Here is a 20209-nt window from a genome sequence, read left to right on the forward strand (position 1 = left end):
TTTCGAAACATCAATAAAATCAGTATGACCCACAATTGTCGGAACATTCAAGAATTTTGTTATAAAAATTTAAAATTCTTTTTAATTGTGCTTTGATTCGATGTTCGATCAGACGCTTTTTTTAATGTCGTCCAATAGTCAGAATTTTTCGTTTGATTCCATTATACTTTGCTAACAAAGTAATTAGAACCATTTTTTTACGAAAATTTCACATTTCCGCTAAAAATGAGTTTCCGTTCATTCAAAGTAGTATAAAACAGGAGCGCACCCGAACTGACTTAGGGACGCTCCCGTTCTCGATTACTTCACATCAACATATTTGTATTGGAAATCTGCTCCGAACAATTGACGGTTGAAATCTTTAACCGACGGACGGCTCAAGTATGCAGAACCCGCTTGATAGATTGGTGCGATGGCTTGATCTTTTTCAATCAATTGTGCCTCAGCCTGTTTGAACAAATCTAAACGCTTCGTCAAATCTGACTCGTCGTTTGCCGCGTTTAATAATTTATCATACGCAGCTGATTTGTACTTCACGTCATTTTGGCTGTTCGTTGATTCGAAGATGGAAAGGTTAGACATTGGATCTTGGTAATCCGGACCCCAAAGTGAGTAAGAGATTTGGTAATCTCCTTTTGCTTCAAGATCGAGTTTGTTCTTGAACGGCTGTTGCTTAATTGAGACAGTGACGTTCGGAAGATTCTTCTCGATTTGACCTTTCATGTACTCACCGATTTTCTTCGCATCTTCACTATCGAACGAAAGCAATTCAATCGTCGTTTTCTTATCGCCATTTGCTTTTTTCCAAAGATCTGCTGCTTCTTTTCCATCACGGTCGAACCAGTTGATGTCGCTCGTGTAGTCTTTGCCTGATGCATCTTTGACGAAGTCTTTTGGAATAAAGCTTGTCGTCGGAATCGAACCGTTCGCAAGAAGTGTATCCGTGATACCTTTTGGATCGATCGCACGAGCGATTGCTTTACGTGCATCGACATTCTTCATCGTTGCATCTTCGTTATTGAATTTCAAGTAAGCGATCGAAGAACGAAGCGCTGTCTTGAATTCAGGCTTCGATTTGTAAGCTTCAACTTGCTCTGAAGTCAAAACTGCGTAATCGACATCATTTGAATCATAAAGATTTACTACTGTTGAATTATCTTTAACGACACTGATTGTAACTTCGTCGAGTTTGACAGCATCCTTATCCCAGTAGTTATCGTTTTTCTTCAGGACACGTTTTGAATCCGTTTTCCAAGTTTCCCAAACGAAAGGCCCATTATAAAGCAATTTATCTGGTTTAAGCGAGAAGTCTTTCTCGTTTTTCTTATAGAAGTCTTCACTGATTGGTGTATATGTACCAAATGACGTCAGTGAGAGGAAATACGGAGCTGGACGCTCGAGTTTTACTTCTAACGTTTTATCATCGATTGCTTTAACACCGAGTTCACCAACAGGCTTTTTACCTTGCGTGACATCAGAGCCGTTTTTTAACGTGTCAAAGATGTACGAGTAACTAGAACCTGTTTTTGGATCAGCAGCACGTTTCCATGCAAATTCGAAATCCTGTGCTTTGACGGGTGTACCGTCTGACCATTTCGAATCACGAAGTGTGAACGTATACGTCAAATTGTCGCTTGAGATATCCGTTTTTTCTGCAAGTGCTGGAATCGCTTTTCCGTCTTTGTCTAAACGATAAAGACCTTCCATCGTGTTCCCGATCATGTTGAAAGCGACGGCATCCGTAGCCTTCGCTGGGTCCACTGTCGTGATGTCCGAAGTGTCCGTTAAACGTAGATTTTTCTTGCCGTCTGTCGAACCTGAATCTTTGTCTCCGCCACCTGTCGAACATCCAGCAAGCACAGCGCTTCCTGCAAGCATGACTGATAAAGCGAGACCGACTGTTTTTTTCTTCATCGGTAAGTCATCTCCTTTTCAATTTTCAAGTTGCCATAATGCGTATGACATCAATAACGTCCCGTCGAAACTGCAATGTATTCCCCAAAATGCATTGACCTAGTTTCAAAAACTTAAACGAAGTGATAAATTGATTTTATGTGAGAATAGCATTAACGTCAAGTGAATAGTCACACTATTTGCTATTTTGCATCATTCATTTGTTACCGATTCGTAACAGCATTAAAAGTTTCGTATACTAAGGGTATCTATGTACGCAAAGGGGGATTTTCATGCGATCGACGTATTTCCGACCGGTCATCATTGCGGTCATTCTTGTTCTGCTTTACACGATTTGGGCAACTATGACGGATTCGACACATGGTATCTTGTATCATCTGTCTGGTGGTTTATTCATAGCAGGATTCTTGTTAGTTGCAGTAGGATTCTTCTCGAATATGTCTGCTAACGGTTTCTTCCGTGGCATGACAGCTGGATTCAAAAAGCAGCGGGAAGCGAAGTTGCGAGAGATTGATGGCGATTATTACGAAGATGAAGACGAGGAGGAAGAAGTGCTTCGCAAAAAGCAACACCGTGCTTCAGTACGGACGAAACCCTATGTCTCAAGCGGTATCATCTTCATCGTCGTCTCACTGATCATCTCATATTTTTAAACGAAATCAACGTGACGCTTTACCTAAGGTATGATAAACTCAAGCTAATTAAACAAGAAAACACGACGACAAAGAGTAGTAACTTAGATCCACTCCTCTCAGAGAGTCCATGGTGCTGAAAATGGACAGGTGATGCCTAAGTGAATGGACTTTCGAGTGGCTGATTCGAAACAAGTAGAGTCAGATGGGTTTGCCCATTACAGCAAATTGAGCGGCTATGTAAATAGCAACTTGGGTGGCAACGCGATGACTCGTCCCTTGATTTTCAAGGGGCGTTTTTTATTTTGATTTTATTATTTGGAGGGATTTCATTATGAAAACGATTTTCTCAGGTATCAAACCAACAGGAACGGTCACACTCGGAAATTACTTAGGTGCCATGAAGCACTTCGTGAACTTACAGGATGGTCATGATGCGTATTATTGCGTCGTCGACCTGCATTCGATCACGGTCGATATCGATCGTGTTGAACTGATGAATAATACACGCGCCCTTGCTGCTCTTTATATCGCAAGTGGTCTGAACCCAGAAAAATCAACGATTTTCGTTCAATCAGAAGTCAAAGCGCATGCGCAACTCGGCTGGATGTTGACATGTCTTTCCGGTATGGGTGAACTAGAACGCATGACGCAATATAAAGATAAATCACAAGGAAAAGAGCGGATTGGTGCAGGATTGTTCGTCTACCCGACACTCATGGCAGCTGATATCCTTCTCTACGACGCAGAACTCGTTCCGGTCGGTGACGATCAAAAACAACATATTGAGTTAACGCGGGATTTAGCGCAACGATTTAATAGCCGCTATTATGAGACGTTCACATTACCAGAACCGATCATTGCTGAATCAGGTGCCCGGATCATGAGTTTGACGACGCCCGATAAAAAGATGTCGAAATCTGATCAAAATCCGAAAGGCTTCATCTCGATGCTTGACGCACCGGATGTCATTCGTAAAAAAGTGAAATCAGCTGTCACAGACTCAGAAGGCATCGTAAAATTCGATCGAGAAAACAAACCAGGTGTGTCGAATTTACTTGAGATTTATTCCCTACTCGCTGGTATCTCGATTCCAGCTCTTGAAGCAAAATACGAGGGCTCGAATTATGGAACATTCAAAGCAGATGTCGCGGAAGCGATCATTGCGGAACTCGAACCGATTCAACAGCGCTATTATGAATTGATTGACTCTGAAGAGCTTGATCAAATTCTCGACGCTGGACGTGATCGCGCAGAAGCAGTTGCCGCCAAAAAACTTGCGAAAATTGAAAAGGCAATGGGCTTACAACGGAAACGTGCGAAAGTAAAAAAATAATTCGTCCTCTACGCGAAAGACCGGGATGTCCCGGTCTTTTTTATATATTACAAATAAAAAACGGCTTCCGAATCAAATCGGAAGCCGTTTTTATTTTGCTTATTTTCCTTCGATTGAAGCCCATTTGTATGAGAAGTCTGCGCCGAAGTTATGCTCGACGACTCCTTTAACGTATGGTTTAACGAGGAATGCACGTCCACGCTGATAAACAGGTGAGATTGCTGCTGAATCAAGAAGGATTTTTTCAGCTTCTTGTAGTTCAGACCAACGTTTTGCTGCATCTGTTTGAGTTTGTGCATCTTTGATGAGTTTATCGTACTCTTTGTCCGACCATTTACCACGGTTGTATGGTCCGCCCGTGACGAAGAGATCGAGGAACGTCATTGGATCTTGGTAGTCAGGACCCCAGCCTGCGAGTGAGAACTGGAAGTCACCTTTGTTTTCAAGATCAAGTTTGTTTTTGAATGGTTGTTGCTTGATCGTAACCTTCATACCTGGAAGGTTTTTCTCAAGTTCCCCTTTCAAGAACTCACCGATTTTTTTCGAGTCGTCGCTGTCATAGTTCAAGAGCTCAAGATCAACCGATTTTTGACCGATTTCTTTGAGACCCTCTTTCCAAAGTTTTTTCGCTTCGTCGGCATTGTATTCGTTGAATGCCGGATACTTGTCGCGGAAATCTTTTCCGTCAGCATCTTTCGCGAAATCTTTTGGTACGAGGTAGTTCGCTGGAAGTGATCCGTTTGCAAGGATGACATCCGTGATCCCTTTTTTGTTGTAACCCATGTCGATTGCGCGACGGATTTTTTCGTTATCAAGTGCTTTTACCTTTGTGTTGAGGTAAAGGTAGAAGATCGTTGATTCACCTTTTGTTTTGAACTCTTTATTGTCTTTGTACTGGGCAACGAACTCAGAAGTTAGACCTGTACGATCGATGTCGCCTTTTTCATATAAGTTAACGCCTGTCGCTGTCTCTTTAACGACCTTAACGTTGATTGTTTTGAGTTTAACGGCATCTTTATCCCAGTAGTTATCGTTTTTAACCATTTTCCAGCCTTGCTCACGTGTCCATTCTGTTAACTTGAATGGTCCGTTGTAAAGCGATTTGTCTGCAGTCGAACCGAAGTCTTTCCCGATTTTCTTCGAGAGTTCTTCTGATTTCGGCATGAATGGTCCGAATCCAGTGAGTCCGAGGAAGTAATCTGCAGGGGCTTTTAATTTAACTTCGAGCGTTTTGTCATCTACTGCTTTAACGCCGATAGCATCACGATCACCTTTCTTCGTGTTGTACTCTTCTGCACCTTCGATATTGTAGAAGACATATGCATACTGTGAAGCGTTCTCTGGATTAAGAACTTCTTTCCATGCATATTCAAAGTCTTTTGCCGTGATTGGTGTACCGTCAGACCATTTCGCATCACGTAATTTGAACGTGTATGTTAATTTGTCATCTGAAACCGTGTGACTTTCAGCGATACCCGGAGTCGGCTGCTGCTTGTCATCAAGACGGTAAAGACCTTCCATCGTGTTGTTCAATACGTTAAATGAAACTGAGTCTGTTGAAGTCGTCGGGTTGAGTGTCGGAATATCCGAACCTTCGATCAAATTAAGTGTTTGATCATTTGATTTCTTGCTTGAACCTGTGTCGCCCGATTTGTCGCCTGAATCCGTTGTCGAACAAGCTGCGAGGAACGCACTTGATACGAGTGCTACCGATGTAGCTAAAGCAAAGCTTTTCTTCTTCATGTTACGATGACCCCCCTAGGTTTCTAAAAAAATGATACTGTCAGGTTTTTGACCGAAAAAAAAAGAATTACTATATTCGAATCAAACCCTTCGTTACAAATAGTTTACAATGTTCTGATAATTTTGCAAACCTTTTATCCGATTTTTCTAAATATTTTTTCAAAAAAGACTGGGACCTTAAGAAATAATGGTCCCAGTTAAGTGATTATTTTAAAATTTTCATCGATCGGAGTAGGTATTCCGGTCCATAAATCGGTACTTCAATTCCTTGAATCGTATCAGAAACATATAATTTCTGAGTCGTCTGATACAAAGGAACGACGACAGCATCCTGATGGATTAACCGTTCTTCGGCTTGATGATAGAGTGCTTGTTTTCGTTTTATCTCTTTTTCTTGTCGTGCTTTTTCAACTGTCTGGTCGTATACCTTTGATTGATAATTCACCGAATTTAAAGGATTGTCTGAGACGAATTGATTTAAATAGGATAGCGGTCCTGGATAATCTGGCATCCAGCCAGTCAAAGTCATCGCATATCGTGATGATTGTTCTTTGTCGATTTTTTCTTCAATCGCGACTGGCTTAAGAATGATATCAATCTCAGGTATTTGTTTCTCAAGATAGGTTTCGAGTTGTTCCCCAATCCGTTTTGCTTGTGGATCATCAAAATTAAGCATCTCAATTTGTTGTTTATTTTGTACTTGTGATTTTTCAGGTTTCTCTTGAACGGATTCTGACATCAATACGTTCGTATCCGTGACGACGAATCGATTCGTCGGAATACCTGCATACCCTAAAGGAAGTTGAACCGATTCTTTTTCCATCAAGGCGTGAGCAATCCGCTTTCTGAGTGTCTTATCGCGGAACGTGTCGTTTTTTTGATTAAAGGCGATATAAAAGACACCACTCCGCTTTTTTTGATAGGTCGGTCGTGAAACCTGATCACCTTGTGTTTCGACACTCTCTTGTAATGGAAGGATAGCCGCCTTGCTTTTCTCATACGAAATCCATTGCGTCTGATGATCGGGAATGATACGGCTTTCTATTTTCGCTACTGTGACAACGTTTTGCTGATGATACTGATCATTTTTCTTAAGCGTATATCCGCTTTTCGACATCTTTTCTAGTGTAAATGCACCATTTCCAACAAGATCTTCCCACTTTTTTGATTTCGGTTGTGGATAGAAGACGGACATCGCAAGTAATTCCTTTAGATTCGAAACTGGCTGATTCAACGTGATGATGAGTTGATTGCGTCCTTTGGCTTTGACCCCTAAACGCTGTGGTTTCATTTCTCCATCATTGACGGCGCGTCCATTTTTAAATACTTCAAACAAGAAACCATACGGTGAATTGGTTTGATTAGCAGCGATACGCCGAAAACTATCGACGAACTGCTGCGCCGTAATCGGCTGACCATTGGCATCCTTCGTTTCTTTGAGTTGAATCGTATACGTCAATCGATCTTTCGAGACTGACATATCCTGCGCTAAACCTCGACGGACCGATGTTCCGGAAGTAAAGACATATAATCCTTCATACAATTGCGCTAAAAGTGTCTGTGAACGACTATCTGTCGCCAGCGCAATATCTGACGTTTTCGGAAGCGATGATTCAATCAGTTCGACTTTTGCTGTTTTTGTTTCGTTACTTGTTTTAGTTTCTTGAGACGACGACAGACGATATATGAGCATGCCACTAAGTGCAATCAGTAAAAATAGGAGCAGTGCCATGATCGATGTCTTTTTCGTGATGTTAGCCATAAACGACTCCTTTCTGCGTCAAACACGCATTTCTCTATTGAATCAGAATTTCATCAAAAAAGCGACTCCCTTGATGTTTCAAGGGAGTCGCTTGAGCTTAAGCTTCATACCGTTTGAAGACGAGTGATGCGTTGTGTCCACCGAACCCAAGCGAGTTGCTGAGCGCATAAGTCATTTCGACGTGACGTGAACCTTCTGTCACATAGTCGAGATCACAGCCTTCGCTCGGCTGTTTGAGATGAATCGTCGGGTGAACTGTTTGTTCTTGTAATGATTTAATCGTCGCAATTGCCTCGACGCCACCTGCTCCACCAAGTAAGTGACCGATCATCGATTTCGTCGAGTTGACGACGAGTTGTTTCGCTTGTTCACCGAAGACACTGTGGATCGCTTTTGTTTCAAGGATGTCGTTCATTGGTGTACTCGTTCCATGAGCATTGATGTATCCGACTGCCTCCGGAGTAATGCCCGCATCTTGAATCGCCATCGCCATCGCGCGTGCTCCACCGTCTCCGTCTGGATCCGGAGCCGTGATGTGGTACGCATCAGCTGTTAATCCATACCCACTGACCTCTGCATAGATTTTCGCACCACGAGCTACTGCATGCTCATATTCTTCAAGAATTAAGATTCCTGCTCCTTCTCCCATGACGAATCCATCACGTCCTTCGTCAAATGGACGGCTTGCCGTCTCAGGATCGTGGTTCGTTGACATCGCTTTGTTGGCACAAAAACCAGCAAATGCTAAGTTCGTGATCGGAGCTTCCGCACCACCAGCAATCATGACATCCGCGTCACCACGTTCGATGACACGCAGTGCTTCTCCGATGGCATTCGTTCCTGAAGCACATGCAGTGACGGAACAGTTATTTGGTCCCTTAGCTCCAGTATAAATCGATACCTGACCGCTTGCCATATTCGGGATCATCATTGGAATGAAGAATGGGCTGACACGACGGTGTCCACGTTCAAAGTAGATTTTCGCTTGTTTCTCGATCGTCTCAACGCCACCGATTCCAGATCCGATCCAGACCCCAGCGCGTTCTGCAATTTCTTTAATGTCGATTCCAGCATCTTTTACAGCTTCCATGCTTGCGACAAGTGAATAATGAACGAAGCGGTCCATTTTACGTGCTTCTTTCGCCTCGATGAATTCTGTGACATCGAAGTTCTGTAATTCGCCCGTAACCTTCGTTGGATACTCATCGATATCAAGACGCTCCATCGGACGAATTCCGTTCGTTCCTTCTTTTAATGCATCCCAGAATGTATTCGCATCATTCCCGATTGGTGTCAATGCCCCGATTCCTGTGACTACAACGCGTTTTCTCATCATCTTATGTGTTCTCTCCTTTAGTCCAAGTAATGTATGCTGCTCCCCAAGTCAATCCGGCACCGAAGCCAGCAAGTACAAGTTTCGTACCTGGTGTCAGACGACCTTGCTTACGTGCTTCTTCGAGTGCGAGTGGAATCGAAGCAGCAGATGTATTCGCATGCTCATCGATTGTAACGATGACCTTTTCTTGCGGAATATGCAGTCGTTCGCACGCTGCATCGATGATGCGTAGGTTCGCCTGATGCGGAATCAAGATATCGACATCTTCAAGCGTGCTGTCTGCTTTTTGAATGACTTTCTCAACGATTTTCGGTAATTTACGAACAGCGAACTTAAAGACTTCGCGACCGTTCATCTCGATTGGTCCATCGATATCCTTAAACAACAGATGGGCTCCACGTCCGTCTGTTCCGAGTTCAAAAGCATTTAATCCCTCTTGCTCAGTTTTTCCGATGACGACTGCTCCTGCACCATCCCCGAATAAAATCGCTGTCGACCGGTCTGACCAGTCAACGATACTCGACATTTTTTCGGCACCGATGACCAGTGCATGTTTTCCTTCGACTGTTGATAACATGCTTGCAGCTGTTTGTAATGCGAAGATGAATCCACTACAGGCCGCACTGATATCAAAAGCGGTCGCCCCTCGTGCTCCGAGGCGCTCTTGGACGATACAGGCTGTAGAAGGGAACGCACGTCCTGTTGCCGTTCCGACAACGATCAAACCGATGTCCTCTACTGTCAATCCAGCATCATCGAGTGCCTTCTGAGCCGCTTCCGTCGCTAAGTCTGTTACATCCACATCATCGGCTGCAATTCGTCGTGCCCCGATTCCTGTTCGTGTCCGAATCCATTCATCACTTGTGTCGAGCGTCGTTGCTAGCTCATCATTCGTTACGCGACGTGATGGCAAAGACGTTCCTAATCCTACAATCCCGATCTTCATAAGGCATCCCCTTTTGTTATTAGTATCTGGTACTAATATAAAGCGTTAATTTGCTTTTGTCAAAGAAAAAAGGAAGAGCAAGGTCTCCCGTGCCCTTCCTTCTACCTCATTCTGCTAACGTCCGAACGACTTCCATGACCATTTTAGCGGAATTGATTGACGCAATCTCGAGGAATTCATCAAACGAGAGTGACGCTTCTTCATTAGCGCTATCTGAAATCGAACGTGTCACGACGAACGGAACACCAAACTGATGACAGACTTGTGCGATTGGCGCAGCTTCCATCTCGACGGCTGCGACTTCTGGGAAGTGCGCCTTAATTTGAGCAGAACGCTCTGAATCATGGATGAAGGAGTCACCTGTCGCGATCAATCCATGAACGACACGAATTGCATCCATGCGCTCGATGACAGCTTCTGCTGTTGCTACGAGCTTTGGATCTGCTTGGTAGGCAGCTGGCATTCCAGGTACCTGACCATATTCGTAACCAAACGCTGTCACGTCTACGTCATGGTGACGTACTTCTGTTGAGACGACGACATCCCCAACCGTTAAGCCTTCTTTAAATCCGCCTGCTGAGCCGGTATTGATGACAGCAGTTGGTTTGTAGTGGTCAAGCAATAATGTCGTACCGATCGCAGCGTTCACTTTCCCGATTCCTGACTTCAAAATGACGACAGGAACGCTATTCAAGAGTCCTTCATAAAAATGATAGTTTGCAATGACTGTATCTTTACGTTCTGACAACTCGTTGCGCAATAAGTTGACTTCCTCTTCCATTGCGCCGATGATTGCGATTGGCATGGTCCATTCCTCCATCAAACAGAAAGCCGGATTGCTCCGGCTCCTGTGTTCTTTATTTGATCGATGTAATTTTTACTGCGTATTCGCCGCCTGGTGCTGGTACAGAGACTTGATCTCCGACTTGGTGCCCCATTAAACTTTTTGCGATTGGTGATTCGTTCGAAATTTTACCCGTGAACGGATCTGCTTCGGCACTACCAACGATCGTATACGTATCTTCTTCGTTGTCTTCGACACTCAAGAAAGTGACTGTCGTTCCGATACCGACGACTGAGATATCCTTCTCTTCTTCCGAGATGATGGCAACGTTGCGAAGCATCTCTTCCAGTTGAGCAATCCGGCCTTCGACCATTGCTTGCTCTTCTTTTGCTGAATCATACTCTGCGTTCTCTGAAAGGTCACCGAACGAACGGGCAATCTTGATGTTCTCGACGACTTCTTTCCGGCGGACTGACTTCAATTCATTCAATTCATTTTCAATGTTCGCTTTACCTTCAAGCGTCATGTAGTATTGCTTTTCTGCCATTTTTGTCACGCTCCTTTTTATTCCACTAGTATAGTATATTCACATCTTTTTTGGAATCAATATCCTCTTTGATCAAGTGCCGAACGATAATCAAGGATCGCTCGGATTTTCGTTACGAGTAAATCGATTGCCACGTGGTTTTCGCCGCCCTCTGGTACGATGATATCCGCATAACGTTTTGTCGGTTCACAGAACTGCAGATGCATCGGACGGACGACATTCGTGTACTGCTCAACGACAGAATCAATTGAACGCCCACGTTCGTTGATATCACGTTGCATCCGACGAAGAATGCGAACGTCCGCATCCGTATCGACGAACACCTTAATATCCATTAGTTCCCGTAACCGTTCGTCTTCAAGCGCTAAAATTCCTTCTACGATGATGACATCACGTGGTTCGAGACGAATCGTTTCTTGAGCACGTGTATGTGCGACATAATCATATACCGGTTTTTCAACGGCAATGTTTTCGCGGAGCGCTTGAATGTGTTCGATCAAAAGACCATTATCGAAAGCAAATGGATGATCATAGTTTGTCTGATATCGCTCTTCCATTGATAATTCACTTTGGTCTTTATAGTATGCGTCCTGTTCAATCATGACGATTGATTCGCTTGGGAACGCATCGACAAGTGAACGTGCCACCGTCGTCTTCCCTGAACCCGTTCCGCCCGCTACGCCTATTACTACCGGTTTTTGCATGTCATTCGTTCCTCCATCATTTCGACTTTTTCCGACTGACGGATACACCGTCACCGAGCGGAAAAATCGTCGTATCATATTGTTCTTGTTCCATCATCCAGACCGTGAATTCTTTGACGAGACGCACGAGCCGACGTCTTCTTCGATCGAACGTCTTCGGGTCAGGCTCAAGGACATCTCCGTGTAAGAAGAGATTGTCCGTATAAAGCACGCCACCCTCTGGAATGAGTCGCCCATATCCCGCAAAGAATTTTTTATACTGTCCTTTAGCTGCATCGATGAAGACTGCATCAAACTGGTCTTCAAGCGTTTCGGCTAATTCTACTGCATCACCAAAAATGATGTCAATCCGATCCGCCACATCTGACCGGGCGATGAAGGTTTTTGCTTCTTCATACCGCTTTGCATTCCGTTCGATTGTCGTAATACGCGCATCCGGTAACGCGCGTGCCATCCGGATCGCACTATAACCAATTGCTGTTCCGACTTCTAAAATACGCTTCGGTTGCTGTAATCGCAGGAGCGACAACAAGACTTCGGAACCGGTCAACTCGATGATCGGTATATGATGTTCTTCCGCATAACGCTCCATTTCTTCTAGTAGGGCATCACGAGGATGAATCATCGATTCGACATAGGTCGTGAAATCCTTCACGCCATTCACTCCCTCTTCCGCATAAACAGGTTGACTTGAAGCGTCATTTCCGCTTCAACCCAACCCGTTGCTCATTGCTCTTTACTCGCTTCGTATTCCACCCATTCCGGTTTATACTTAACGACGTTTCGTTGATGTTCTTCATATGTCTCTTCGTAAAGAATCTGTCCTCGTGGATGTGTATCACTTGGTGGACGGGCGAAGAAATAGACATATTTTGTTTTATTCGGGTTCAAGACAGCTAATACGGAATCCTTACTGACCGTTGAAATCGGACCAATCGGAATTCCTTCGTACTTATACGTATTGTACTTCGAGTTATTCTCAAGATCCTTCAGCGTCGTCAATGCCGTATTCTCGCCTGTACCATACCAAACCGTCGGGTCCGACTGAAGTTTCATGCCATCATCTAAACGGTTTTTGAAGACGCCTGCGATTTCACGACGATCCTTCGGTGTCGCGGCTTCACGCTCGACCATTGAACCGAGACTGAGCACTTCATGGAAGGTCATGCCTGACTTTCGAATGGCATCCTCATTTTCATCGTAGACTTTTTCTGTCTCGTCGAGCATCGTCTCGACGATTTGATCAATGCTTTTTCCTTTATCGAACTCATACGTTGCTGGGAAGAGATATCCTTCAAGTGCGTACAAGACGCCATTCTTCTTCACTTCATCCGTCAACATCGGATATTTTTCAATCATGGCATCGATGAACATCGCATCCGTCAATTCTTTACGAATCGTCTCTTCTTTGAACTTCGTAGCTTTCGCGATTAAATCAATTTGACGATCCATCGTGATGCCTTCAGGTAACGTGATTTTCACATCCGCTGCCTTCATGACCGTTCCCGTTTTCAATTCATTGATGATTTCATCCGGGGACATGGCTTGTGACAGGGTATATGTACCCGCCTGGAATGACGATTCATTCTTATAACGGACGTAATAACGGAAAATCGTCTCGTTTGCAATCAAATCTTTTTCCTTTAGTAAGGAAGCGATCGTACTCGTTCCTGCGCCTAAAGGAATTTCGACTTTGACGGATTTCGTCGCTGCTTCATCGACCGGTTCAAGCGCATTTTTCAAAAAGACATAGATGACCGCACTGGTAACTAGAAAAATCGTCAACAATACAGAAAGGATGATCAGCGTGATCCGGCGTGATGTCCGGCGTCGCCTTTTTTCGATTTCAGCATTTTGTTTCCATTCGTTCTCCATCGGTTCCTCCTTCTTCTCTTAAAACAAGGTGACACCGTAAGAGAAAGTCTCTTACGACGTCACCTGTCATGAGTCGGGTTAGTCTAACTGATCTTCGAGCGTGTTAAAGACTTCTTCGATTTCATCCCAAGTCGCTGTATCGTCTTCGTCGATTGGTACGAGGTTGAAGTCGTTGTCTCCATCACCGTATTCGTCGAGTTCGTAAACGAAGATATCGACTTCTTCTGCTTCGTCATAATCTGCTCCGATTGGCTCGAGGAAGATGTATGTCTTGCTCGAACGTGGGCTTTCATAACGCAGACGTTCTACGAATTCGAAATCATTTCCTTCGCCGTCCGGAATTACGTAACGTGTTGGCTCATTCTGTTGCATCAGTGATCCGCTCCTTTAACGCAAGCTCGAGTTCATCCCAAGTTTGCTCATCATTTTCATCGATCAGGCTCAATTCAAAATCATCTTCGCCTTCTCCATATTCATCGATCTCACAGATGATTAGATCATCCGCTCCTTCGTCAGGGTTACCGATCATTTCAAGAAATAGATAGGTTTTTCCTGTCCGTTCACTCGAGTAACGGTACCATTCTTCGAAAAGATGTTCGCCGCCCTCTTCATCTGGAAAGAGATACTGACGTTTTTCTTCAGCCATCGGTTTCTCCCCCTTCATCGATTCGCCCGATCCAAATACGATTGCAGGATCATGACGGCAGCCATCTTATCGATGACTTGTTTTCGTTTCTTGCGGCTGACATCGGCATCGATCAGCATCCGTTCTGCTTGCATCGTCGTCAACCGTTCATCCATGAAGACGACTTCAAGCCCAGTATGCTGTTCGATTTCCTTCGCAAAGGCTTCACTCGCCTCCGCACGGGGACCGATGGAACCGTTCATGTTTTTCGGAAGACCAATGACAAGGATTTCGACATTGTATGTCTCCATGATGACATCGAGCCGTTTGAAGGCTTCTGGGTAATCCGGTTCCGTCCACTTGACCGTCTCGACACCTTGCGCCGTCCAGCCCATCAAGTCACTGACCGCTACCCCGATCGTCTTCGAACCGACGTCTAGTCCCATTGCACGTTTCATTTTGAATTTCCACTCTCCGCCAAATAAGATTTCACGAGTTCTTCGAGCAATTCGTCACGTTCAATCTTACGAATTAAGTTACGTGCGTCATTATGACGAGGAATGTAAGCAGGATCTCCAGATAGGAGATAGCCGACGATTTGGTTGATCGGATGATATCCTTTTTCTTCTAAAGCATGATAGACCGTCAACAACACATCCCGTGTCGCTGCTTTGTTATCGTCTTCTGGAAAGTTGAATTTCATCGTTTGATCCATCTGACTCACGTTCATCACCTCTTTCATATACACTACGTTTCTATTATGCCAGTGATTGCACGTATTGTGAAGCGTACGCAAGTGCTTCTTCTAATTTCGACGCATCTTTCCCACCAGCTTGAGCCATGTCAGGGCGACCGCCACCGCCACCACCGCAGCGTGTTGCGACTTCCTTGATCAATTTACCAGCATGATAGCCTTGGTCGATTAAATCTTTTGAAACGCTTGCGACGAGATTGACTTTTTCACCTTGCGCACTACCGAGAACAATGATTGCTGATCCGAGTGAGCTCTTCAACTCATCCATCATACCGCGAAGGGCATCCATATCTGAGACGTCGACACGTTTCGCAAGCACACGTACGCCGTTGATTTCCTCAACATCGTCCTTTAGTGAAGCAGCTTCGATGTTCGCAAGTTTTGCTTGCAACGATTCGTTCGCCCGTTCCGTCTCACGAAGTTGTTGTTGCAGTGCTTCGATACGAACTGGAACTTCCGTCGTTTTCGTTTTCAAGACAGCTGCTGCTTGTTCGAGTGTTTCTAAGTGTTGATTCATCACACGATACGCGCCTGCACCTGTCACGGCTTCGATCCGGCGTGTACCTGCACCGATCCCAGACTCTGAGACGATCTTGAACAGACCGATCTCTGCAGTGTTTCCGACGTGGATTCCGCCACACAATTCAATCGAGTATGTGCCTGCTGAGACGACACGGACCGTTTCCCCGTACTTCTCACCGAACAATGCCATCGCGCCTTTTGCTTTTGCATCAGCGATGTTCATCTCTTCGATATCAACCGGTAATGATGCCCAGATCGCTTGGTTGACGTCTTGTTCGATTTTTGTCAACTCTTCTTGTGTCACTGCACCGAAGTGTGAGAAGTCGAAGCGGAGACGTTCTGGAGAAACGAGTGATCCCGCTTGGTTGACGTGTGTTCCGAGCGTGTCTTTCAATGCTTTATGAAGCAAGTGTGTTGCCGTATGGTTTTTCGTGACGGCTTTACGTTCTGCTGCTTCGACGTTTGCAACGACGTCTGCAGCTTCCGTTGCGATTCCTGTACGGACGATGACCGTATGCAAGTTTTGACCGTTTGGTGCCTTTTGAACATCTTTGACATCAAGAACGAAGTCTTTGCCTTCGATTGTTCCTGTATCCGCTACTTCACCACCACTTTCAGCGTAGAACGGCGTGATATCGAGAATGACTTGCGCTTCTTCACCAGCAGCCACTTCTGTGACTCGTTCTCCATCATGCAACAATGCGATGATTTTTGCATCCGCCTTAAGGTCGGTATAGCCGACGAACGTACTTTTATCTTTTAGTGTCGAGAGGACTTCCGATTGTTGTTGCATCGAACCGCTCTCTTCACGTGCTGCCCGCGCACGTTGACGTTGCGCGTCCATCGCTTGTTTGAAGCCTTCTTCATCAACAGACATCTGATGATCTTCCGCATACTCAACTGTCAATTCGAGTGGGAAACCATACGTGTCATACAAACGGAACGCATCTTCGCCACTGATGATGTGCTCACCGTTTGCCTTAGACGTCTGAGCGACCGTGTTCAAGATTGCAAGACCGTCATGAAGCGTCTCATGGAAACGTTCTTCTTCGTTTTTAATGACGCGTTTGATGAAGTCCGCTTTTTCCGGAACTTGTGGGTAGAAGTCGACCATGACATTTCCAACCGTATCAACGAGTTCATACATGAACGGACGTTCGATCCCAAGCATCTTCGCATAACGAACCGCACGGCGTAGTAAACGACGAAGGACATATCCACGTCCTTCATTCGAAGGAAGAGCCCCATCACCGATCGCAAATGATACAGTACGGATGTGGTCTGCGATGACTTTGAATGCTACATCAAGTTTCGAATCATCACGGTAGATCTTGCCGCTGATTTCTTCTGTCTTATGAATGATCGGCATGAACAGATCCGTATCGAAGTTCGTCGGCACGTCCTGCATGACACACGCCATCCGTTCGAGTCCCATCCCAGTATCGATGTTTTTACGCGGAAGTTCCGTGTAGTTGCCGTGTCCGTCGTGGTTGTACTGACTGAAGACGATATTCCAGATCTCGAGATAGCGTTCGTTTTCGCCACCTGGATAAAGTTCTGAATCGTTCGGATCGTCTCCGAAAGCTGGACCACGATCGAAGAAGATTTCCGTATTCGGACCAGATGGACCTTCACCGATTTCCCAGAAGTTATCTTCAAGCGGAATGATCCGCTCAGCCGGTACGCCGAGTTCAAGCCAGATTTGACGCGCTGCATCATCTTCCGGATGAATCGTGACCGAAAGACGTTCTGGGTCAAGACCGTACCAGTCATCACTCGTCAAGAGTTCCCAACCCCATTTGATTGCATCTTCACGGAAATAATCACCGACAGAGAAGTTTCCAAGCATCTCGAAGAACGTATGGTGACGCGCTGTTTTCCCGACGTTTTCGATATCGTTCGTCCGGATTGATTTTTGTGCGTTGACGATACGTGGATTATCAGGAATGACACGACCATCAAAATATTTCTTGAGTGTTGCAACACCCGAGTTGATCCACAAGAGCGATGGATCCTCGACCGGCACGAGTGAAGCACTCGGTTCGATCGCATGCCCTTTGCTTTGGAAGAAATCAAGATACATCTGACGGATTTGTGCACCCGTTAATGGTTTTAGAGCTTTCATGAACAGTTACCTCCATTGGTTTTATTTGGACGCAAAAAAGCGATGCTTTCATCCCTGAAAAGGGACGAAAGCATCGCTTCCGTGGTACCACCCTCGTTCGTAAGCAACCTATTGCCTACCTCGAACATCTGATAACGGGGATGACCCGCAGGTGTTTACACCCGACTCCGGAAGGAGCTTCAAAGGGACTCGAGAAAGTGATTGCAGCAGACTCACTTCTCTCTGGACTCGAGTTTTCCTTTTACTTATCTTCCATCAACGTGTTACGTCCATTCATCTATCGTGATTATTACCTATCGAACAGCATCCGTCAAGTCTTTGTCACCCCACCGAGTCGTTCGATCAATCGTGTTCGGCGCCGGGGTTCCTCTTCTTGCGACGCTTTATGGAACGCACGCGGATCACCGAATAATAACAAACTTGATTTTGCCCGAGTAACTGCCGTATAAATTAAATTTCGGGAATGTTTGAACGCCCCCGTGAAATAGACTGGCATCAAGACGATCGGAAACTCAGATCCTTGCGCTTTGTGGATCGTAATCGCATAGGCGTGCGTGAATTGATCCCAATCACTCCGGTTGTACTCGACCTCCGTCTGATCGAACCGGGCGATGATTTTATCGACTTTATCGACATTCTCTTTAGCGAAGAAGATATTGACGATTTCGCCGATATCTCCGTTATAGACGTTTTCTTCCGCATTGTTGACGAGCTGGAGAATCTTGTCCCCGGTCCGGTAAATCCGCGTCCCTTGTTTGACTTCCCGTTTCTTCGGTTCCTCCGGGTTATAGACGCGTTGCAAGGCGACATTCAATTCGTCGATCCCGACCTGACCCCGGTAGGTCGGCGCGAGTACCTGGACATCGAATTTCGAGTAGCCTTTTGCGAGCGCTTTTTCCGCGAAGGCCGAGATGCCCCGTAACGTCTCTTGCGGAGACGCAGTGTAGAAGCGGCGATCCGCAAGGGGTGATAACAAATCAGCAGACGTCGTCCGGTTCTTCAAATCGTGCGCAAGACGCAATATCGAAGAATCTTCTGCTTGACGATGGACGACGTTCAAACGGACGACGGGAATTCCTTCCGTATCCATCAAGTCTGCCAGCACCTGTCCTGGACCGACGGATGGCAATTGATCGCGGTCACCGACGAACAAGATCTTCATGCCGTTCGGGACGGCGCGAAGCAAACTCGATAACAAGTAGATATCAATCATCGACGATTCATCGATGATCAGTACTTTTCCCGTGATCGGCTGATCCTCATTCAGTTGAAAGTTCGTTCCGTCATACTTTAAGAGACGGTGAATCGTCATCGCCGGTACATCTGTTGCTTCCGATAGACGTTTAGCGGCACGTCCCGTCGGTGCAACAAGGACGTATGGATAGACATCCCCTGTCTTGACGCGACTCTTCTCAAGCGGCCAGTCATGAATTTCTTGCAAGGCATGTAAAATTCCCTTGATGACAGTCGTCTTACCGGTACCCGGTCCACCAGTCAAGACCATCAGCGGTGCTTTGACCGCTAACTCGATCGCTTCTCGCTGTTGCGCAGCATATTCCATGCCAAACTGTTCTTCGAGGTGACCAATTGCTTCAAGGATCGTCGCGACATCGACTTCTTGTTCGGCACCGTTTGCCATGACGCGTGCTAGTTCCTTCGCCGCGCGGACTTCCGCATAAAAGATCGTCGGTAAATACAAGCAACCTTCTTCAAGCTTGACCTTATCTTCAGCGAGCAACAGTTCGATCGCTTGTTCTAGCCGCTCTCCCGGATCCTCCCCTAGCAGACGGGGTGCCCGTTGCAATAGCGAGTCGACCGTCGCGAAGGCATGTCCCTCGCCCGCTTCTTGTTCTAATATATGCATGATCGAAGCAGCGACACGCTCCGGGTGTAATCCGACAAGTCCGAGGTGCGCGGCAATATGATCGGCTGTCTTAAAGCCAATCCCGTTTACTTCATACATCAAGGAATACGGATTCTCCCGAATCCGTGCCATGGCGTCGCCCTCGTACGCGGCATAGATCTTTGCCGCTAGCTTCGGTGTGACATCAAACGGTGCTAAGAACAGCATCAACTGATCGACACCGTATAGCGTCGCGAGTCGATTCAATATGATGTCTGCTTGTTTTTGTTTTAACCCAGGCACCTGATTCAGTACCCGTTCATCCTTTAATATGAGATCCACTGCGTCTTCTCCAAGAGCATCGACGATATTTTTCGCTGTTTTCGGACCAATGCCGGTGAACGAACCATTCGTCAAGAAGCGGATCGTCGCATGTTTAGTCATCGGAACCGATCGGCGAATCAGCTCCGCCTTCAGTTGTTTTCCGAAGCGAGGATGATCAACGAGACGACCGAATGCTTGATACGTCCCTCCGAGTTCGATTCCGACTCCTGTACCCGTAATGACGAGCTCGGTCTCTTTTAATTCAAAGTTCTTTTCTTTGACAGCGACCAGTACAATGGAGTGTGCTTCCTCTTCAGAAGAAAAGAGCACACGTTTGACGCGCCCGACGACTTGATGGGGGTGCTCCATCACTCCACCTTCTTTCTCTCTTTTTCATTCGCTGCTTTCATCATAGCATTCGTTTACCGGATTTTAAA

Annotated in this window: 18 protein-coding genes and 2 other annotated features; of the genes, 2 read left to right on the forward strand and 16 right to left on the reverse strand. The window is 45.7% G+C overall.

Annotation, left to right across the window (positions count from 1 at the left end; all coding sequences use genetic code 11):
• Positions 1-300: 300 nt before the first annotated feature.
• Positions 301-1914 carry a peptide ABC transporter substrate-binding protein gene (locus ASG02_RS08095; protein WP_056062429.1) on the reverse strand — a complete coding sequence of 538 codons (1614 nt, stop codon included), beginning with the start codon at positions 1912-1914 and terminating at the stop codon, positions 301-303.
• 272 nt (positions 1915-2186) lie between these two features.
• On the opposite strand from ASG02_RS08095, the gene ASG02_RS08100 reads away from it, so the two are divergent.
• Positions 2187-2567, forward strand: a complete 381-nt coding sequence (locus tag ASG02_RS08100; protein ID WP_056062433.1) for a DUF3899 domain-containing protein — start codon at positions 2187-2189, stop codon at positions 2565-2567.
• A gap of 56 nt (positions 2568-2623) precedes the next feature.
• Positions 2624-2829: a binding site (T-box leader), on the forward strand.
• 51 nt (positions 2830-2880) lie between these two features.
• Positions 2881-3882 carry a tryptophan--tRNA ligase gene (trpS, locus tag ASG02_RS08105; protein ID WP_056062436.1) on the forward strand — a complete coding sequence of 334 codons (1002 nt, stop codon included), beginning with the start codon at positions 2881-2883 and terminating at the stop codon, positions 3880-3882.
• Positions 3883-3981: 99 nt separating this feature from the next.
• Here trpS and ASG02_RS08110 read toward each other — a convergent pair whose 3' ends face one another.
• The 15 genes from ASG02_RS08110 to ASG02_RS08180 all read right to left on the reverse strand — a co-directional run bounded on the left by ASG02_RS08110 (position 3982) and on the right by ASG02_RS08180 (position 20141).
• On the reverse strand, positions 3982-5625 hold the full coding sequence (locus tag ASG02_RS08110) for a peptide ABC transporter substrate-binding protein (protein ID WP_056062443.1): 1644 nt from the start codon (positions 5623-5625) through the stop codon (positions 3982-3984).
• Positions 5626-5830: 205 nt separating this feature from the next.
• Positions 5831-7387: a peptide ABC transporter substrate-binding protein gene (locus tag ASG02_RS08115; RefSeq protein WP_056062447.1), complete on the reverse strand. Its 1557-nt coding sequence runs from the start codon at positions 7385-7387 to the stop codon at positions 5831-5833.
• A 97-nt stretch (positions 7388-7484) separates the two neighbouring features.
• Positions 7485-8723 (reverse strand): beta-ketoacyl-ACP synthase II, encoded by a 1239-nt coding sequence (fabF, locus tag ASG02_RS08120; protein ID WP_056062450.1) that lies wholly within the window; start codon positions 8721-8723, stop codon positions 7485-7487.
• A 1-nt stretch (position 8724) separates the two neighbouring features.
• Positions 8725-9669, reverse strand: a complete 945-nt coding sequence (locus tag ASG02_RS08125; RefSeq protein ID WP_056062457.1) for a beta-ketoacyl-ACP synthase III — start codon at positions 9667-9669, stop codon at positions 8725-8727.
• A 106-nt stretch (positions 9670-9775) separates the two neighbouring features.
• The gene (mtnN, locus tag ASG02_RS08130; RefSeq protein WP_029342223.1) at positions 9776-10474 is read right to left on the reverse strand and encodes a 5'-methylthioadenosine/S-adenosylhomocysteine nucleosidase; all 699 of its coding nucleotides are present in this window, start codon (positions 10472-10474) and stop codon (positions 9776-9778) included.
• 52 nt (positions 10475-10526) lie between these two features.
• Entirely contained in the window at positions 10527-11000 is a 474-nt protein-coding gene (gene greA, locus ASG02_RS08135) for a transcription elongation factor GreA (protein ID WP_029342224.1), read from the reverse strand.
• Positions 11001-11056: 56 nt separating this feature from the next.
• Complete coding sequence (gene udk, locus ASG02_RS08140) at positions 11057-11704, reverse strand: uridine kinase (protein ID WP_035406565.1); 648 nt, start codon at positions 11702-11704, stop codon at positions 11057-11059.
• A gap of 16 nt (positions 11705-11720) precedes the next feature.
• The gene (locus ASG02_RS08145; protein WP_081780346.1) at positions 11721-12359 is read right to left on the reverse strand and encodes an O-methyltransferase; all 639 of its coding nucleotides are present in this window, start codon (positions 12357-12359) and stop codon (positions 11721-11723) included.
• Positions 12360-12430: 71 nt separating this feature from the next.
• Positions 12431-13579, reverse strand: coding sequence for an endolytic transglycosylase MltG (mltG, locus tag ASG02_RS08150; protein WP_035406563.1), 1149 nt, complete (start codon positions 13577-13579; stop codon positions 12431-12433).
• Between the two features lie 78 nt (positions 13580-13657).
• The gene (locus ASG02_RS08155) at positions 13658-13951 is read right to left on the reverse strand and encodes a DUF1292 domain-containing protein (RefSeq protein WP_023468908.1); all 294 of its coding nucleotides are present in this window, start codon (positions 13949-13951) and stop codon (positions 13658-13660) included.
• A complete protein-coding gene (locus tag ASG02_RS08160; protein ID WP_023468909.1) occupies positions 13938-14225 on the reverse strand; it encodes a DUF1292 domain-containing protein in 288 nt (95 codons plus the stop codon). Before ASG02_RS08160 ends, ASG02_RS08155 begins: the two co-directional genes overlap by 14 nt.
• A gap of 14 nt (positions 14226-14239) precedes the next feature.
• The gene (gene ruvX, locus ASG02_RS08165; protein WP_056062458.1) at positions 14240-14662 is read right to left on the reverse strand and encodes a Holliday junction resolvase RuvX; all 423 of its coding nucleotides are present in this window, start codon (positions 14660-14662) and stop codon (positions 14240-14242) included.
• On the reverse strand, positions 14659-14928 hold the full coding sequence (locus ASG02_RS08170) for an IreB family regulatory phosphoprotein (protein WP_029342229.1): 270 nt from the start codon (positions 14926-14928) through the stop codon (positions 14659-14661). Before ASG02_RS08170 ends, ruvX begins: the two co-directional genes overlap by 4 nt.
• Positions 14929-14962: 34 nt before the next feature.
• Positions 14963-17605, reverse strand: coding sequence for an alanine--tRNA ligase (alaS, locus tag ASG02_RS08175; RefSeq protein WP_056062461.1), 2643 nt, complete (start codon positions 17603-17605; stop codon positions 14963-14965).
• A gap of 57 nt (positions 17606-17662) precedes the next feature.
• Positions 17663-17873: a binding site (T-box leader), on the reverse strand.
• A gap of 42 nt (positions 17874-17915) precedes the next feature.
• Entirely contained in the window at positions 17916-20141 is a 2226-nt protein-coding gene (locus tag ASG02_RS08180; RefSeq protein ID WP_056062464.1) for an ATP-dependent RecD-like DNA helicase, read from the reverse strand.
• Positions 20142-20209: the final 68 nt, after the last annotated feature.

Origin of the sequence: Exiguobacterium sp. Leaf196 (assembly GCF_001423965.1) — a bacterium.
GTDB lineage: Bacteria > Bacillota > Bacilli > Exiguobacteriales > Exiguobacteriaceae > Exiguobacterium_A.

Bases quoted from the DNA above. Each gene is read 5' to 3' on its own strand.
- ASG02_RS08100 (WP_056062433.1), top strand. From the start codon at position 2,187: ATGCGATCGACGTATTTCCGACCGGTCATCATTGCGGTCATTCTTGTT.
- ASG02_RS08115 (WP_056062447.1), bottom strand. From the start codon at position 7,387: ATGGCTAACATCACGAAAAAGACATCGATCATGGCACTGCTCCTATTT.
- ASG02_RS08155 (WP_023468908.1), bottom strand. From the start codon at position 13,951: ATGCAACAGAATGAGCCAACACGTTACGTAATTCCGGACGGCGAAGGA.
- ASG02_RS08095 (WP_056062429.1), bottom strand. From the start codon at position 1,914: ATGAAGAAAAAAACAGTCGGTCTCGCTTTATCAGTCATGCTTGCAGGA.
- ASG02_RS08110 (WP_056062443.1), bottom strand. From the start codon at position 5,625: ATGAAGAAGAAAAGCTTTGCTTTAGCTACATCGGTAGCACTCGTATCA.
- fabF (WP_056062450.1), bottom strand. From the start codon at position 8,723: ATGATGAGAAAACGCGTTGTAGTCACAGGAATCGGGGCATTGACACCA.
- ruvX (WP_056062458.1), bottom strand. From the start codon at position 14,662: ATGAAACGTGCAATGGGACTAGACGTCGGTTCGAAGACGATCGGGGTA.
- mltG (WP_035406563.1), bottom strand. From the start codon at position 13,579: ATGGAGAACGAATGGAAACAAAATGCTGAAATCGAAAAAAGGCGACGC.
- greA (WP_029342224.1), bottom strand. From the start codon at position 11,000: ATGGCAGAAAAGCAATACTACATGACGCTTGAAGGTAAAGCGAACATT.
- ASG02_RS08180 (WP_056062464.1), bottom strand. From the start codon at position 20,141: ATGGAGCACCCCCATCAAGTCGTCGGGCGCGTCAAACGTGTGCTCTTT.
- trpS (WP_056062436.1), top strand. From the start codon at position 2,881: ATGAAAACGATTTTCTCAGGTATCAAACCAACAGGAACGGTCACACTC.
- mtnN (WP_029342223.1), bottom strand. From the start codon at position 10,474: ATGCCAATCGCAATCATCGGCGCAATGGAAGAGGAAGTCAACTTATTG.
- ASG02_RS08125 (WP_056062457.1), bottom strand. From the start codon at position 9,669: ATGAAGATCGGGATTGTAGGATTAGGAACGTCTTTGCCATCACGTCGC.
- alaS (WP_056062461.1), bottom strand. From the start codon at position 17,605: ATGAAAGCTCTAAAACCATTAACGGGTGCACAAATCCGTCAGATGTAT.
- udk (WP_035406565.1), bottom strand. From the start codon at position 11,704: ATGCAAAAACCGGTAGTAATAGGCGTAGCGGGCGGAACGGGTTCAGGG.
- ASG02_RS08160 (WP_023468909.1), bottom strand. From the start codon at position 14,225: ATGGCTGAAGAAAAACGTCAGTATCTCTTTCCAGATGAAGAGGGCGGC.